Genomic DNA, 16,762 nt, shown 5'->3' on the forward strand with positions numbered 1-16,762 from the left:
CTCGTAGTAGCAAGGGCAACGCGGCGGCTCTGGCGGCCGCCTGGCGTCGCCGGGGTCGGGTGAGTGTGTGTGGGCGCGCAGCCTCTGCGTCTTGTTTTATGGATGTTTGTGATAAATCAGTGCGCGCGATGATAACAATCTATAACAGCTGCCGCCAGCGCTGAAGCGCAGCGCGGCGGCACGGGCAGTATCGCAACACGGCTTGTCCGTTTGATGACGGCAGTGCCGCGCGCCGGGGTTGGCCGCACCGCCAATAGCGGCGCGGCTTCAGGATTTATGCATGCAATGACTGGCTATTTCGATAGATATCAGCCAGGTCGTATGTCGTCGCGATGCGTAGTCAAACGACTACGATTTTTTGTAAATAAGCAATTTGTACAATACAATATATGTACAAAATTACGACAACCCGTCGCCACCACGAGAAACCACCATGTTCAACACCAGGCTCAAACAGCAGATCGGCGAGCTGCAACAGCAGCTGCGCACCCAGCAGGCGATTGCCGGCGCACTGGAGCGTGCCTTTGCCAGCGTCCATTTCGATGCGGAGCGCAGGGTGGTGGCGGCCAACCAGAACTTTCTGGACACGCTGGCTTACCGCCAGCTCGGCGACATCCTCGGCCAGCCGCACAGCCTGTTCTGCGCCAGGGACCATGTCGCCAGCCGCGACTACGCGCAGTTCTGGGCGCACTTGCAGCGCGGCGAGCCGTTCCAGCGCGAGGTGCAGCGCGTGACCGCCGCGGGCGAGGTGGTGTGGCTGGAGGCGACGTACAGCCCGATAGCCGACGATGCCGGCCGGATCGGCGGCTATGTGATGTTTGCGACCGACGTCACAGCCCGCGTGCGCGAGGCGGCGCACAACCGCTCGGTGCTGCAGGCGCTGGATCGCGCGATGGCGACCATCGAGTTCACCCCCGACGGCACCATCGTCGGCGCCAACGCCAACTTCCTGCGCACCATGGGCTACTCGCTGGAACAGCTGCGCGGCCAGCATCACCGCCTGCTGTGCGAGCGCGAGTTCGCCGGCAGCGCGGAGTACGAACAGCTGTGGCAGCGCCTGCGCCGCGGCGAGTTCTCTGCCGGCCAGATCCGGCGCCGTCACCGCGACGGCCGCCCGGTGTGGCTGGAGGCCAGCTACAACCCGGTGCTGGACGAAAACGGGCAGGTGGTCAGCGTGATCAAGTTCGCCACCGACATCAGCGCCCGCGTCGAGCAGGTGCAAAAGGAGCGCGACAGCGCCCAGTTTGCCTACGGTTCGTCACGGCAGACGCTGGACTGGTCGGACAGCGGCGTGGCCGGCATCCGCCAGAGCGTGGACGAGATCCGGCAGATGGCCGGCAGCATCGAGGCGGCCAGCCACACGGTGCAGCAGCTGGGCGCGCGCTCGCTGCAGATCACCTCCATCGTGCAGACCATCAAGGACATCGCCGACCAGACCAACCTGCTGGCGCTGAACGCGGCGATCGAGGCGGCGCGCGCCGGCGAGACCGGGCGCGGCTTCGCGGTGGTGGCCGACGAGGTGCGCAAGCTGGCGGAGCGCACCAGTGCGTCGACCACCGAGATCGCCGCCATGGTCGGCGACATCCAGCAACAGACCGGCAGCGCGGTGCAGAGCATGGCGCAGATCCTGCAACAGGCGCAGCACAGCGTGACGCTGACCCAGCGCGCGGGCAGCACCATCGAGCAGATCCGCGACGGCGCGCACGCGGTGGTGGAGGCCATCGGCCGCTTTACTCATCTGAAGTCGTGAGACGGCGCCGCGCGCCGCTACGGCGGGGCGCGGCAAGGATATGATAAAGAAAATAAAACTATCTGAAAAAAACATTCAATTGGAATTGACTATCGACATCCGGCATGATGCGTCTGTCGACAACGACTAACCCATCCAAGGAGCGAAGCATGTCCATCATCAACAGCCAGATCAAACCGTTTGCCAGCAAAGCCTTCCACAACGGCCAGTTCATCGACGTGACTGACCAGACCCTGCTGGGCAAGTGGTCCGTTGTCTTCTTCTACCCGGCCGACTTCACCTTCGTGTGCCCGACCGAACTGGGCGACCTGGCTGACCTGTACCCGCAGTTCCGTGATCTGGGCGTGGAAATCTACTCGGTATCCACCGACACCCACTTCACCCACAAGGCGTGGCACGACACCTCCGACACCATCAAGAAGATCAAGTACCCGATGCTGGCCGACCCTACCCACCTGATCGCCCGCAACTTCGGCGTGCTGATCGAGGAAGCCGGCCTCGCCGACCGCGGCACCTTCGTGATCGACCCGCAGGGCAAGATCCAGATCGTGGAAATCAACGCCGGTGGCGTGGGCCGCGATGCCGCCGAGCTGCTGCGCAAGGTGAAGGCCGCCCAGTACGTGGCCGCCCACCCGGGTGAAGTGTGCCCGGCCAAGTGGCAGGAAGGCGATGCCACCTTGGCACCGTCGCTGGACCTGGTCGGCAAGATCTAAGCAAAGCCGCTGCGTGCCCGTGATTGTGGGCGCGGCGCGGGGGCTTGCCGTACGCCATGTACTGTCTGCGCCCCCGCTTGCCTGCCTTCGCGCTCTCGGGCCGAATCATCGGCGGAAACCAGGTGGGAGAAAACCTCCCCAACACCCGACATTCATTGCCGGGTGCCCCGGAAAACGGCCTCGCGGCCAACCCTGACGCCGCTTTCCCGGGTACCCGAAATCAAGGATACGTACCATGCTGGACAACAATATCAAGACCCAACTGCAAAGCTATCTCACCAACCTGCAACACCCGATCGAGCTGGTCGCCAGCCTGGGCGGCGGCACCAAGGACGAGGAAGTGCGCGGCCTGCTGGCCGATATCGCCAGCCTGTCCGACAAGGTGAGCGTGCGCTTTGACGGCAGCGATGCGCGCCAGCCTTCGTTCAGCGTTGGCCGCGCCGGCGACGCTGCCCCGCGCGTGCACTTTGCCGGCGTGCCGATGGGCCACGAATTCACTTCGCTGGTGCTGGCGCTGTTGCAGGTGGGCGGCCACCCGTCCAAGGCCGGGCAGGAGCTGATCCAGCAGATCAAAGACCTGCGCGGCGAATACACGTTTGAAACCTATATCTCGCTGTCGTGCCAGAACTGCCCGGACGTGGTGCAGGCGCTGAACCTGATGGCGGTGCTGAACCCGAACATCCGCCACACCATGATCGACGGCGCGCTGTTCCAGAACGAGGTGTCCGCCCGCCAGATCATGTCGGTACCCACCGTGTACCTGAACGGTGAAGTGTTCGGCCAGGGCCGCATGGGGCTGGAAGAGATCGTCGCCAGGCTGGATACCGGCGCCGCCGCCCGCGACGCTGAGAAGCTGGCACAGAAAGACGCCTTCGACGTACTGGTGGTAGGCGGTGGCCCGGCCGGTGCCGCGGCGGCCATCTACACGGCGCGCAAGGGCATCCGTACCGGCGTGGTGGCCGAGCGTTTCGGCGGCCAGGTGCTGGACACCATGGGCATCGAGAACTTCATCTCGGTGAAAGAGACCGAAGGCCCGAAACTGGCGATGGCGCTGGAACAGCACGTCAAGGAATACGACGTGGACGTGATGAACCTGCAGCGCGCCAGCAAGCTGGTTCCGGCCAGCGAAAGCGCCAGCGGGCTCACCGAAGTGCAGCTGCAAAGCGGCGCCACGCTGCGCGCCAAAACCGTGATTATCGCCACTGGTGCGCGCTGGCGCGAAATGAACGTGCCGGGCGAGCAGCAATACCGCAACAAGGGCGTGGCCTACTGCCCGCATTGCGATGGCCCGCTGTTCAAGGGCAAGCGCGTGGCGGTGATCGGCGGTGGCAACTCCGGCGTGGAGGCGGCCATCGATCTGGCCGGCATCGTGTCGCACGTTACCCTGCTGGAATTCGGCGATGCCATGCGTGCCGACGCCGTGCTGCAGCACAAGCTGCGCAGCCTGCCCAACGTGACGGTGATCCTGCAGGCGCAGACCACCGAAGTCACCGGTGACGGCAGCAAGGTGAACGGCCTGCGTTACACCGACCGCGTCAGCGGCGAAGCGCGCCATATCGAACTGGAAGGCATCTTCGTGCAGATCGGCCTGCTGCCGAACACCGACTGGCTGCGTGGCAGCGTGGAGCTCTCCAGCCGTGGCGAGATACTGGTTGGCCGCCATCAGGACACCACCGTACCCGGCGTGTTCGCCGCCGGCGATGTGACCGACGTGCCGTACAAGCAGATCATCATCGCCATGGGCGAGGGCGCCAAGGCTGCGCTCGGGGCCTTCGACCACCTGATCCGCAGCGGCGTCGCCGCCAGCTGAGGCCAAGGTTGGCCGCAACGAGCCTGCGGCCAACCTTGTCATTCTGTCATTGCCGGAGCAAGCCCCGCATCGTTCGATGCGGGGTTTGGGCACGACGCGTCGCCAGCCGGCCCACGATCTGCGCCCGGGTCTATACTGCATTGCCGCCGCATCGCTGCCTGTCTGTGTCGTGCTCTCCCGTGGTGCTTTCTGCCGCAAAAATGCCGATCAATACCGCTTTCCCTGCCGGTTTTCCTGATGTTATATTTTCAACTGTTGCTTGAATCTGTTTTCACCATAACCTACGATGAAGCGTAACAAAACCAGCCGGCATCAGGGAGGAGGGCTTTCGTCACGGTCTGGGATTGTCAGGACGAGGTGTACTACCGATAGAGCTTGGGTGGTGGTGCCGGCATAGTCCGGCCGCGGCCGCCGCATAAAAGACAAGATGAAGTAAACATTCTCGGCACGTGCCACGAGGTGGGAATCACGCGTGCGATTCCTTGGCAGGAACCGCCTTTGGAAAGTCAGAGGAGGTTATCGTGAGAACACTCACATTACGAAGTACTTTAACAGCCGCCGGTTTGTGTCTGTCAGTGATACTGGCCGGCTTGTCAACCGCCTACGCCCAGGTACCCAAAGAAGATCCATTCGAGCTGGATGGCAACGCCCTTGATGGTGCCGCTGCCGGCTTCGACTGGGAAACCTTCCAAACGAAACCGAATACCCAAAAATTCATCATCGATAAATTCAATGACTCGACTGATGACAATTTCTTCAAAGGCGGTTCTAAAGACGAGCGCGACATCAGCTCTGCCGGTGTTACGCAAAACTACTGGCTGAATACGCCAACCACCCCACCGGATAAGGACGATATCGAGCATGCCTTTGCGGTCAACACCGTGGTGAACGGTGAGCAAGTCATCTACTTTGGTGCGGATCGCCTGTCCAATAGTGGTGACGCCGCTATCGGGTTCTGGTTTTTCAAGAACAAGATTAGCGAAAAGGCTGATGGAACATTCAGTGGGGTCCACAGTGTTGGTGATGTACTCGTCACTTCAGACTTCAAGCAGGGGGGGTCGGCGAGCGTTATCAACGTATTTAAATGGAATGGCAATCCGCAAAGCCCGTTGACTCTGGTTGCCTCATCGACAACCGGCGGTGGTTCAACCGATGCAAATGGTGTCTTCTGTCTCACCAATCTGAGTGCCTGTGCCGCAGCGAACAGTTCTCCAGTGGGGGTGCCTCCTACTTGGTCTTACTATTACAAGGACAGCGGCGTTAACCAGGTCACCACTTACCCCACCGGTACCTTCTTTGAGGGTGGCATCAATGTCAAAGACCTGTTCGGTGCGAACCAGTGCTTTGCCAGCTTCCTTGCCATGACTCGTACTTCAGCATCGACAACGGCACAACTGAAGGACTTCGCCTTGGGTGACTTCCCTGTTTGCAGTGTCAATGTGGAGAAGGTATGTGATGTCGGCGTTCCTCCTGTAGTAAACCAGGACGGTTCTTCGATTGATACCACGTTCAAAGTAACCATTGTCAATGATGGCGGGGCCCCCTTGTCTGACATTCGTGTCAAGGAGGATTTCACTCGTGGTACCAACCCGCTCCTGTTCCCGGTCACTGGAGACATCTGCCAGATCACTGCAATTACTGGCGACACCGTGAATGCCCCGAGTGTACCGATTACCTTGATTGATAGTGCTGGCACCAAGGGCGAGGTAAAAGTGTCCGACTCCCTAGTAGGAACCATCACACTCACTGTCGCATGCAAAACCAAGCTGAATGGTCTTGCCAACCAGATCGAGGTGATTACCGGGTCGACCCCGGGGGCTTCTGATGTCAAAGACCTGGACATCATGACTGATGCCGAGATTTGCAAAGCGACTGTTGCTCCGGGCATCGAAGTAATCAAGGACTGCAGTGCAACGCCACCGGCTGTGACAATGACTGGCGGTGTAACCCCTAAAGTGTGTGTCGATATTACTGTCAAGAATACCTCAGGTGAGGACTTGACTGATGTATCGGTAATCGACCCATATTTGAATGGTGGTTTGTCAATCTATAGCGATAACCTGGATTCCAACTCCAGTAAGTCGCTTGGCACTTTCTGCTACAACCCGACCGCCTCTGACAGCGGTGAAACTGATCCGAGCAAGATCACCTACACAGATCAGGTGACAGCTAAAGGGACCGGTGTTGTCAGTGGTCAGGAAGCAAGCCATAGCGATACCGCGACTTGCAACCTGTGCCCTGTAACTAACTAAGCAGGCGGTCTTTAAGCAAAAGGCGATGGGAGTACCCATCGCCTTTTTCCTGTCCGGACCCTAGCCAGATTTAGTTTGCGTTAAACGTGGTAGTAGCCTTTGCGCTTTGACCGCTGCTGACGACGGTGTTGCTGACTTGGTAGGTACCAGCCGGATCCTTTTGCTTGTTGAGGCGCAATTTGTACACTGCCTTGCCGTTGGCATCAGTGATGGCACTGGCGGTGATTGTGCTGCCATTGGGCTTGATGACGGCAAAGCTGATGCTGGTGCTGCCCAGTGGTAGACCGCTTTTTGTTGCTGTGGCTGTAATGGTCACGGTATCCCCGCGCTGATAACTGGTCTTGTCCGTCACGACCGTGGTGGCCAAGCTGCTGACTGCAATCGAGTACGCCGCTGAGCCGGTACCGCTGTAGCTTGCATTGGCGCTATTGATTGCCGTTACTCCGATCGTATAGGAACCAGATATGGCCGTGCTGGCGGACGTTACCGCCAGGGTGGTGGAGGCTGAGTTACCCGGTGCCAGAGAGAGCGAGGTCGATGTCCATTGCCCGGCCCAGCCGCTGGGCAGACTTGCCTGCAGATTGAAGCTTGTCGTCGGACAGGCAGAACTGTCGTTGTTGGTCACCGCTACGGTATAGCTGACAGGAGTGCCAGCTACCACTGTTGTGCTTTGCAAAGGCGATACAAGCAGTGATGGCTTGCCAAGAGTACAGGCGGATTTGGCAAAGGAAATATCAACTCCCGCACCACTGCTATCCGCCCAGGTGGTGGTAATGGTCAAGCCGGTAGCCGTATCGGTGTAGCTGCGGCCAACGCCGAGTGCACCATCCTTCAAGTCTCCTACACTCGATGCGGTGTAACTGTTTGGCGTCATGTCCAGCAAGAAGCTGCCCAGATTGTTGGTGACTACCTCGTCGGCCATGCGTACTTGTATACCACTGGTAAGGTTACCCACCCCGCTGAGCACGCTATCCGATCCGATCGGTTGGCGGTACTCCAGGTAGTACCATGTCTTGATGCCAGTCGCCGGATCAATGCCTTTGAGGATTTTCAGGGCTTTGGGGTTGTTGCTGCTGGTTTCATAAGGGTCGAGACGATAACTGCCGCTTTCCTGGACCGTGACGATTGGGGGCGTAACGCTGCTATTCAGCCAGCCCAAGTACTCCTTTTCGAAAGCATTGAAGTGTCCTGGGCGGCTGCCCATGAGATCGGCACCATCACCATAGTCCAGAACGGTACAGTTACCGGTCAGCGAGCCCGCATCACAGTCCAGACCATGGGCATGATTCAACCCTAGGTTATGCCCTAATTCATGGCCGACAACATTTAGGTCAAAGTAACCATTGATCCAGGCGTTGGAGGGGTTTCCGCCCATCAAGGCAAGCCCGGCCCAGGAGCAGGCTGTATTGCGGGGAAACATGTATACGAAGCGGGTATAGCCCGACAAGTCAGCCCCCGCTGCGGTGGCCGCCTGCTTGGCATAGGTTTCGACGGCCGTCATGTCGCAAGTCTTGTTGAATGGCGCCATGTGCCAGCCGAATACTGAGCCATTCAGCCACGTCTGCTGGTGAGAGTTCTCTTTGAAGAAGTTGCTGACCGTACCAAAGACCAGGCTTTGCACCTGTGCTGGCGTGACGGGCTGCGACTGGTCATCCTGGAAGTTCACCAGAATGACTGCGGTTTTTTGTTCGCCCAAGGGGTTGTTATAGGCTGCTGCCAGTATCTGGATGCTGCCTTCAGTACTGGTATCGAGTGCCAGCAGGTTGCCGTTCTTGCTGCCGCGCACGCGCACCTTGCTGCCTGACGGATAGTGGACGGGACGCTGGCTGAATTTCAGCTCGTAGCGCTCACCGGCCTCGGTTTTCAGGAAGTGCCGGGTCCGGCTCTTCTTGTTCTTGAAATCATCCTCGTGCAGCACTTCCAGCTCGCCTTCCAGCTCGACCCGCGTACTGCTGGTGCTGGTTTGAACCGTCGCTTTGCCCGCGCCAGCAGACTGGGCAAAGCCCGGGGTGACAAGGCACAGCTGCAGCAAGCAGGCACCCAGCAACATCGTCCGCAGGCCGAAACGTTGGCCGCAGGCACGCATTGCGCGTTGAAGCATGACATTCCTCTCATCATCAAAAGAAAAGACCATCCCCCGCAACTGCCCACACCGCTGATCACCGTACTCGTAGAAAACGCATTTTCTGAAAGCAGGCTAAATATTTTTATTGATGCGGTGTTATTTTTATTGGCATCCGCTTACAAGTACTTCGTGGCGTGTGTGCAGTTTTGCACCGGTCAAGCGCTGGTCCAGGCGGCGGGTGATGAATATTCCGAGAATTTACTTAAAATTGAAGAGCAAACTATACACAAGAAACAGGCAATGGCAATATTGCCAAAATGCAATGGATGAAATATAGAAATGTGATTGTTTTTATTGTTGTTTTTTGTTTTTGTCATCATTGGTTGCTGATTTTATATTAAACAAAATGATGTTAATCATTCCATGGCTTTATTGGTTTCTGGTTTTTTTTTGTAAGGCATAGGCAATATTCATCGCTTGGTAGACAGAAATAATTCTGAATAGATCAAATCCAGGCTTGGAAGGGACAGGACACCAGGCCGGCACGCAGCGCACCTGCTGCAAGGCGGGATACGGGCTGGGGCGGAACGGGGCGGGCTCGCGACAAGGCAACACCGCGGCAGCGGCGCTGCGGCCAAGCTTGGTGGTGCGGGATGGGACGGGGGGCAATGCCGGTCGACCGTGCGTGGCTGACGACGGCGGCGCTGTCAACGCCGCCCGGTCACGGGGAGGGCACGGTCGCACCCGGCTAACCGGCGGTCGCGGCTAGCCGGTACTACGTGGTGGGCGTGCTGGGTGTATTGCCGTTAGGGCCGGATCAGGGGGTGGCGCTGCCCAGTAGCTGCTCTATCCGGGCCGCCGGTATCGCCCCGGCAACGCGCTCGTTATTGGCGAAGATCAGTGTCGGGGTGCCGGTAATGCGGTGAGTTCGTGCCAGTTTTGCCAGGTTGGTGATCGGGTTGTCGCACTCGCCGCTGCCCTCTGGCACGGTGTTGTCGTGCACCGCCGCCAGCCAGGCCTTGGCGCGATCCGGTGCGCACCAGATCTTGCGCGACTTCAGCGTCGCGCCGGGGTGCAGCTGCTCGATGGGGTACAGGAAAACATGGATGGTCACATCGCCCACCTTCTGCAGCTCGCGCTCCAGTTGTTTGCAGAACGGGCAATCCGGATCCTCGAACACGGCCAGCTGGCGCTTGCCGTTGCCCCTGACGATCTTGATCGCCTGCTCGAAAGGTAGCTTGTTGAAGCTGATCTCGGACAGCACTTTCATGCGTTCGGCACTCAGGCTCTGCCGGGTCTGGGCATTGATCAGGTTGCCCTGGATCGCATAGCTGACTTTTTCGTCGACATAGAATAACTGGCCGACGGCATAAACCTCGTACAGGCCGGTCAGCGCCTCTTTTTTCACCGAGGCCACCTCTGCGCCGGGGAAGCGTTCCTCGAATGAGCGTTTCACCGATTGCTCGTCCGCCACCGCCAGTGCCGACAGCAAGGCGGTAATCAGCAGTGAACTGCGCAGCAGTATTCTCATGATGAATCTCCCGATGGCCGATAAATGCAGAAAAGGTAAATCCGATATAGTTCAGATTGCGTTTTACTGCCGACTATTCATCATCCGTAATGGGCATATTCATGTTTTATTGTGATTGTTTGTCATGATGCCTGGTGTCGGGCAAGGCAGCGCACGCTGCCGGCTGTCGGTGAATCACTCCCCCGGTACCATTGCGGTCCGGCCCCTTGACGTGCCGGCTTGCGGCCAACTTTGTCGCCGCGACGGCCTGGCCTGCCACTGCCGATGGGGGTGGACAGGCGAATGGATTGATAATTGTTTTTAATTGACGGGTATTTCAATAGCCCGGTTAATTGAATGCAAGGTAGTCGTGCTGTTTCATGGCGGGTGGCGTTTGCTGGCGAAATTTACCCGGGACGGTACTGCCCATTGCGCGCGCCACAGTTTTTAACATGTCATGAAATTTAGAATTAACCGGCAGATTCTTGATGGGTGCGCCGGCGTGGCGGCGGTCCCAGCGGCGCGGCTATGCGGCGGTGCGCTCCGCTGTGGTGCAGGCCGGCACGGGCACCGGTACCGCTACGGGGCAAGCCCTGCCTGGCGCGGCGGGGTGTGGGTGCCCGTGCCGGCGGCCATGGAGTGCCGGATGAGGGACGAGGCTGGTCCGGTCGCGGCAGTGTTGAAACTCACCTTGCGTCATGCGATAAATACCGGTTTTTTTCTTTGTATAAAACTTTATTTCTTATTGTGTGATATCGGTATTTTTAACATCAATAAATTATTTGATTTTCATGGGCTGGCCGCTAAGATCAATTTGGGTTTGCAGCAATGCGGCGATGCGGTCCGTGCCGGGGAGGCGGCGGATTGGTGATTGCGGCTGATTACAAAGCGATCTAAAGGGGAGTGAGCTATGGGAAGCCGTCAGTCAATTGCGCGCTTGTTGCGCCTGAATCTGGGGGACACCACGCGGCAGGTGCTGGACCAGGCCGTCGATGCCGTGGTCAGTATTGATGACAACAACAATATTACCTATTTCAACCCCGCCGCCGAACGGCTGTGGGGCTACGGCGCGCTGGAGGTGCTGGGCCAGAACGTGAAGCTGCTGGTGCCGCAACTGATCCGCCACGATCACGACCGGCTGGTGAACGCCAACCGCGAGACCGGCGTCGACAAGATCGTCGGCAGCAGCCGCGAGGTGCTGATCGAGCGCAAGGACGGCGGCAAGGTGTGGGGCAGCCTGTCGCTGTCCAAGGTGCGGCAGGGCAAGTCGATCACCTATACCGCCTTTGTGCGCGACATCACCGCCGAACACACGGCGCGCGAAAGCATCCGGCAGACGCTGGAGCAGGCGCTGGACGCGGTGGTCAGCATCGACGAGCACAACCTGATCACCTTCTTCAATGCCGCGGCCGAGCGGCTGTGGGGCTACGCGCGCAGCGAGGTGCTGGGGCAGAACATCAAGATGCTGGTGCCCAAGGACATCCAGGGCAGCCACGACGGCTACGTCAACGCCAACCGCAATACCGGCCAGGACAAGATCGTCGGCACCAGCCGCGACGTGCCGATCTTCCGCAAGGACGGCACGCAGCTGTGGGGCAACCTGTCGCTGTCCAAGGTGGAGATCGAGGGCCGCATCACCTACACCGCCTTCGTCAAGGACATCACGCGGGAGCGCCAGGTGCGCGAGGCGCTGAACCAGACGCTGGAGCAGGCGCTGGACGCGGTGGTCAGCATCGATCCGGACAACAACGTCACCTTTTTCAACGCGGCGGCGGAGCGGCTGTGGGGCTACGAGCGGCGGGAGGTGATCGGCCACAACGTGAAGATGCTGGTGCCGCAGATGATCCAGTCGCAGCACGACGAGATGGTCAACGCCAACCGCCGCACCGGCGTCGACAAGATCGTCGGCACCAGCCGCGAGGTCTGCATCGAGCGCAAGGACGGCAGCAAGGTGTGGGGCAGCCTGTCGCTGTCGCGGGTGCGCAGCGGCGAGCACATCAGCTACACCGCCTTCGTGAAGGACGTGACCCGCGAGCGCGAGGCGCGCGAGATGATGAACCAGACGCTGGAGCAGGCGCTGGACGCGGTGGTCGCCATCGACGAGCACAACCTGGTCACCTTTTTCAACGCGGCGGCGGAGCGGCTGTGGGGTTACGAGCGCCGCGAGGTGATCGGCCAGAACGTGAAGATGCTGGTGCCGCAGGCGATCCAGAGCAACCACGACCATCTGGTCAACGCCAACCGCAGCAGCGGCCAGGACAAGATCGTCGGCACCAGCCGCGAGGTCTGCATCGAACGCAAGGACGGCAGCAAGGTGTGGGGCATGCTGTCGCTGTCCAAGATCCGGCTGGAAGGGCGCATCGCCTACACCGCGTTCGTGAAGAACGTGCAGGGCGAGCACGAGAGCCGCGACACCACCGACGGCGCGATGAACGCGGTGCTGGCCTCCAGCAACCAGATCGGCCAGATCGTGTCGGTGATCGACGAGATCGCGGCGCAGACCAATCTGCTGTCGCTGAATGCGGCAATCGAGGCGGCGCGGGCCGGCGAGGCCGGTCGCGGCTTTGCCGTGGTGGCGGACGAGGTGCGCAAGCTGGCCTCGCGCTCGTCGTCCTCGGCCAAGGAGATCAACGGCCTGGTGGAGGAAACCAAGCAGCGCATCAGCGAGCTGGCCAATTCGCTGCAGCGCCTGTCCGGCTAGGGCCTGTTAACACTTATCTAATGGTGGCGCAGGCCAGAGAAGGCTTCAAATGCAAGGCGGAGGGTGCCGCGCTTGGTGATTCCAAGCGCAAACCCGACAACGCCGCAGTTGATGACTTATCTGGCCTGCCCTTCGGGGCCGGTTTTGCCCGGCGCATCGCTTTGTCAAACGCCCCTTGCAGGGAATACCCTGCGGTGGGCCGTTTTTCGCGCGCTGCATCCGGGCAAAACCGGCCGCCGCGATGAAAGATGAAATAAGCGTTAACAGGCCCTAAAGCGCCGGCGCTTCCCGATACCGCACGCCGACCGTCCGCCGACGGTCGGCGTTGTCTTTGGTGAGCCGTGCGCCTGAGAACCTGTTCAAAGTCTCGCGAGCTAGAGCGAGACAAGGCAAAAACGGCTGGGGAAGCGGCGTTTAACTGGATATAACCAGCATGCCGAAGTCGTTTTTAACGCCGGATCGCCCCATTGAGATCCGTTGCAGCAGACATTGAACCGGTTCTGACAAGCGCCGACGGTCGCGGCATGATGGCCGCTGGCCGGATCATGCCTGCGGCCAACCTCGGGAGCCGCCATGTCCTTTCTTGCCACCGCCCGGCGCTGGGCGCATCAGCTCAAGCGCGATGTCGTCACCGTCTACTTTGCCGCGCGCCATCCGGCCACGCCGCGCTGGCTGCGGCTGCTGGCCCTGCTGGTGGCCGCCTACGCGCTGAGCCCGATCGACCTGATCCCCGATTTTGTGCCGCTGCTCGGCTATGTCGACGACTTGCTGCTGCTGCCGCTCGGCCTGCTGCTGGTGTTGCGCTGCCTGCCGGCGGCGGTGCTGGCCGAGTGTCGCGCCCAGGCCGCCGCGCTGCTGACGCGGCCGCGCAGCCGCAGCGCGGCTGCGGTGATCGTCGGCCTGTGGCTGGGCGGCGCGCTGGCGCTGGCGTGGTACGCCTGGCCGCGCTGAGGGCGCCAACACGCGCGGCCAACGTTGGCCGCAAGGCCATACTGTCCGCTGGTCCGCCGGCCTGGCGCGCTTGCGCGTGCACCACCGGCCTTGGGCGAAGGCGGCCGCATTCTCTATGCTGTATAAAAGCCACGCCCGGACACGGCCGGCTGCATGGCCGTGCAGTGCTTCGGGTAACATGCGTGTCGAGGCCGGCGCGATGCCGGCCGGCGTGTTTGCGGCGCCGTCGTGTGGCACGGCCGCCGCCGTCGTTTCACCTGTCCCCCTGCCGGTGCGGTATGGCCGGAGCGCAATCTGAGGATCAACGTGGCATGACAGGTCATCCCCGTAATCGTTTCATCCTGCTGTCCATCGCCAGCTACGTCGTGCTCGGGCTGTTGTGGATCCTGTTGTCCGACCACCTGCTGTTGCTGTTTGCCGATGCCGGCGCGCTGACCCGGCTGTCGACCGCCAAGGGCGTGTTCTTCGTCATCGCCACCGCGGCGGTGTTCTTTTTCCTGCTGCGCGCGGTGCCGCCGTCTGACGCGATGCAGCGCGAATCGCTGCTCTCCACGCTGACGCTCAGCATCGACCGCGAACGGCGGCCGCACTGGTTCCTGTACCTGTTTGCGGTGGTGATCACCGCCGCGGTGATGCTGCTGCGTCTCAACATCCCGGTCGACTTCGGCGTGCGGCCGATGCTGATCCTGTTCATGCTGCCCATCGTGCTGTGCGCGCTGCTCGGCGGCCTCGGGCCGGGGCTGTTCGCCACCGCGCTCACCGCGCTGGTCACCGATCTGGCGGCCAAACCGCACTTCCACAGCGCGGCGGCGTCCGCCTACGTGCAGCTGCAGTGGGCGTCGCTGGTGCTCAACGGCATCGGCGTCAGCCTGCTCAGCGCCCTGCTGCGCCAGTCGCTGGCCAAGCAGGAGGTCAACCGTCGCCTGCTGGACGCGGTGGTGTCCGGCACCACCGACGCGGTGTTCGTCAAGGACGAGCAGGGGCGCTACCTGCTGGTCAACGCCGCCGCCGCCGCCTTTGTCGGCAAGCCGGTGCAGGACATCCTCGGCCGCGACGACCGCGAGCTGTTCGACGCCGCCTCGGCACAGGCGCTGATCAGCAAGGATCGCGACATCATGGCCGCCGGTGCGGTGCAGACCGCCGAGGAGCGGCTGATGCTGCCGGACGGCAAGGCGATGGTGTTCCTGGTCACCAAGGGGCCGATGGTCGATGGCGACGGTCGCATCAACGGCCTGTTCGGCATCTCGCGCGACATCACCGAGCGCAAGCGCTCGGAGCTGGCGCTGAAAGAGGCGGCGGTGGTGTTCGACAGCAGCTACGAGGGCATCATGGTGGTCAGCCCGGCCGGGCTGATCACCAAGGTCAACGCCGCTTTCACGCGCATTACCGGTTACCGCGCGGACGAGGTGGTCGGCCGCTCGCCCAGGCTGCTGTCGTCCGGCCAGCACGACGCCGGCTTTTACCGGGAGATGTGGGCGTCGGTACAAGAGCATGGCTTCTGGCACGGCGAGATCTGGAACCGGCGCCAGAGCGGCGAGCTCTATCCCGAGCAGCTGTCCATCTCGGTGGTGCGCGACGAGCAGGGCCAGGTGTGCCACTACGTCGGCATCTTCTCCGACATCAGCCAGCTGAAGGCGCACGAGGCCGAACTGGAGCGCATCGCCAACTTCGACCCGCTGACCGGGCTGCCGAACCGGCGCCTGCTGTCGGACCGGCTGGGGCAGGCGATCCGGCACAGCGCGCGCAGCGGCAAGTCCTGCGCCGTCTGCTTCCTCGATCTTGACGGCTTCAAGGTGATCAACGACCAGTACGGCCATGCCGCCGGTGACCAGCTGCTGCTCGGTGTCACCGACAACCTGAAAGCGGTGCTGCGCGCCGACGACACCCTGGCGCGGCTGGGCGGCGACGAGTTCGTGGTGCTGCTGGTGGACGTGGCCGGCAGCGAGGAGTGTGCGCAGATACTGGAGCGCCTGCTGGCGGCGATCCGGCAGGAGGTCGATCTCGCCGACGCGGTGGTGCGCGCGTCGGCCAGCATCGGCGTCACCCTCTATCCGCAGGACCAGGCCGACGCCGATACCCTGCTGCGCCACGCCGACCAGGCGATGTACCTGGCCAAGGAAGCCGGCAAGAACCGCTACCAGCTGTTCGATCCGGAAAGCGACCGCAAGGCGCAGGCGCACCGCAGGGAGCTGGAGCTGCTGCAGCACGCGCTGGCCAACGGCGAGTTCGTGCTCCACTACCAGCCCAAGGTGGATCTGGAAAACGGCGACATCATCGGCGCCGAGGCGCTGATCCGCTGGCGCCACCCCGTGCGCGGCCTGCTGTCGCCGGACGCCTTCCTGCCGCTGCTGCACGGCAGCGAGCTGGAACACGCGGTCGACGAGTGGGTGATCAACGCCGCGCTGGCGCAGGCGTCGGCGTGGCACGACGCCGGGCTGCCGATGCGCGTCAGCGTCAACGTCAGCGCCGGCTACCTGCTGGCGCCGACCTTCTACCCCGATCTCGCGCGCGCGCTGCAGCGCCACGCCAATGTGCCGCCGGCGCATCTGGAGCTGGAGGTGCTGGAGACGGCGGCCATCGCCGACATGGAGCAGGCGGTCGCCATCATGCAGCGCTGCCGCCGGCTGGGTGTGCACTTTGCGCTGGATGATTTCGGCACCGGCTACTCGTCGCTGACCTATCTGCGCAAGCTGCCGGTCGACACCCTGAAGATCGACCAGAGCTTCGTGCGCGACATGCTCACCGACGCCGACGATCTGGGCATCGTCGAGGGCGTGATCCAGCTGGCGACGGTGTTCGAGCGGCAGGTGATCGCCGAAGGGGTGGAAACACTGCAGCACGGCGCGGCGCTGCGCCGGCTAGGCTGCCGTCTGGTGCAGGGCTACGGCATCGCGCGGCCGCTGGCCGCCGACGCCTTCCCGCACTGGTGCCGGCAGTGGCAGGCCGATGCCGCCTGGCGCGCGCTGACCGAGGCGTCCTGAGCGCCGTCGTCTTTCTTTCCGAATTGTCC

At 61.7% G+C, this 16,762-nt stretch carries 11 protein-coding genes; 9 read left to right on the forward strand and 2 right to left on the reverse strand.

What is annotated here, in order from left to right; translation table 11 throughout:
• The first annotated feature begins 433 nt into the window (after positions 1 to 433).
• The 4 genes from IE100_RS16540 (at position 434) to IE100_RS00580 (ending at position 6,525) form a co-directional block, all read left to right on the forward strand.
• Positions 434 to 1,750, forward strand: a complete 1,317-nt coding sequence (locus IE100_RS16540; protein ID WP_189372118.1) for a methyl-accepting chemotaxis protein — start codon at positions 434 to 436, stop codon at positions 1,748 to 1,750.
• A 149-nt stretch (positions 1,751 to 1,899) separates the two neighbouring features.
• Positions 1,900 to 2,463, forward strand: a complete 564-nt coding sequence (gene ahpC, locus IE100_RS00570; RefSeq protein WP_189372119.1) for an alkyl hydroperoxide reductase subunit C — start codon at positions 1,900 to 1,902, stop codon at positions 2,461 to 2,463.
• A gap of 235 nt (positions 2,464 to 2,698) precedes the next feature.
• A complete protein-coding gene (ahpF, locus tag IE100_RS00575) occupies positions 2,699 to 4,273 on the forward strand; it encodes an alkyl hydroperoxide reductase subunit F (protein ID WP_189372120.1) in 1,575 nt (524 codons plus the stop codon).
• 521 nt (positions 4,274 to 4,794) lie between these two features.
• Positions 4,795 to 6,525 carry a hypothetical protein gene (locus tag IE100_RS00580; protein ID WP_189372121.1) on the forward strand — a complete coding sequence of 577 codons (1,731 nt, stop codon included), beginning with the start codon at positions 4,795 to 4,797 and terminating at the stop codon, positions 6,523 to 6,525.
• A 70-nt stretch (positions 6,526 to 6,595) separates the two neighbouring features.
• Here IE100_RS00580 and IE100_RS00585 read toward each other — a convergent pair whose 3' ends face one another.
• Positions 6,596 to 8,443, reverse strand: coding sequence for an NEW3 domain-containing protein (locus tag IE100_RS00585; protein ID WP_229800161.1), 1,848 nt, complete (start codon positions 8,441 to 8,443; stop codon positions 6,596 to 6,598).
• Between IE100_RS00585 and IE100_RS16370 the strand changes: the two genes are divergently transcribed.
• Entirely contained in the window at positions 8,435 to 8,920 is a 486-nt protein-coding gene (locus tag IE100_RS16370) for a hypothetical protein (RefSeq protein WP_229800162.1), read from the forward strand. The genes IE100_RS00585 and IE100_RS16370 overlap by 9 nt on opposite strands.
• A gap of 487 nt (positions 8,921 to 9,407) precedes the next feature.
• On the opposite strand, the gene IE100_RS00595 is transcribed toward IE100_RS16370, so the two are convergent.
• A complete protein-coding gene (locus IE100_RS00595; RefSeq protein WP_229800163.1) occupies positions 9,408 to 10,121 on the reverse strand; it encodes a DsbC family protein in 714 nt (237 codons plus the stop codon).
• 625 nt (positions 10,122 to 10,746) lie between these two features.
• Between IE100_RS00595 and IE100_RS00600 the strand changes: the two genes are divergently transcribed.
• The 4 genes from IE100_RS00600 (at position 10,747) to IE100_RS00615 (ending at position 16,733) form a co-directional block, all read left to right on the forward strand.
• Complete coding sequence (locus IE100_RS00600; protein ID WP_189372124.1) at positions 10,747 to 10,971, forward strand: hypothetical protein; 225 nt, start codon at positions 10,747 to 10,749, stop codon at positions 10,969 to 10,971.
• Between the two features lie 66 nt (positions 10,972 to 11,037).
• On the forward strand, positions 11,038 to 12,801 hold the full coding sequence (locus tag IE100_RS00605; protein WP_308426760.1) for a PAS domain S-box protein: 1,764 nt from the start codon (positions 11,038 to 11,040) through the stop codon (positions 12,799 to 12,801).
• Between the two features lie 573 nt (positions 12,802 to 13,374).
• Positions 13,375 to 13,752, forward strand: a complete 378-nt coding sequence (locus tag IE100_RS00610) for a YkvA family protein (RefSeq protein WP_189372126.1) — start codon at positions 13,375 to 13,377, stop codon at positions 13,750 to 13,752.
• A gap of 311 nt (positions 13,753 to 14,063) precedes the next feature.
• The gene (locus IE100_RS00615) at positions 14,064 to 16,733 is read left to right on the forward strand and encodes a putative bifunctional diguanylate cyclase/phosphodiesterase (RefSeq protein ID WP_189372127.1); all 2,670 of its coding nucleotides are present in this window, start codon (positions 14,064 to 14,066) and stop codon (positions 16,731 to 16,733) included.
• The last annotated feature ends 29 nt before the right edge of the window (positions 16,734 to 16,762 follow it).

This window comes from Vogesella alkaliphila (assembly GCF_014652475.1).
Lineage (GTDB): Bacteria > Pseudomonadota > Gammaproteobacteria > Burkholderiales > Chromobacteriaceae > Vogesella > Vogesella alkaliphila.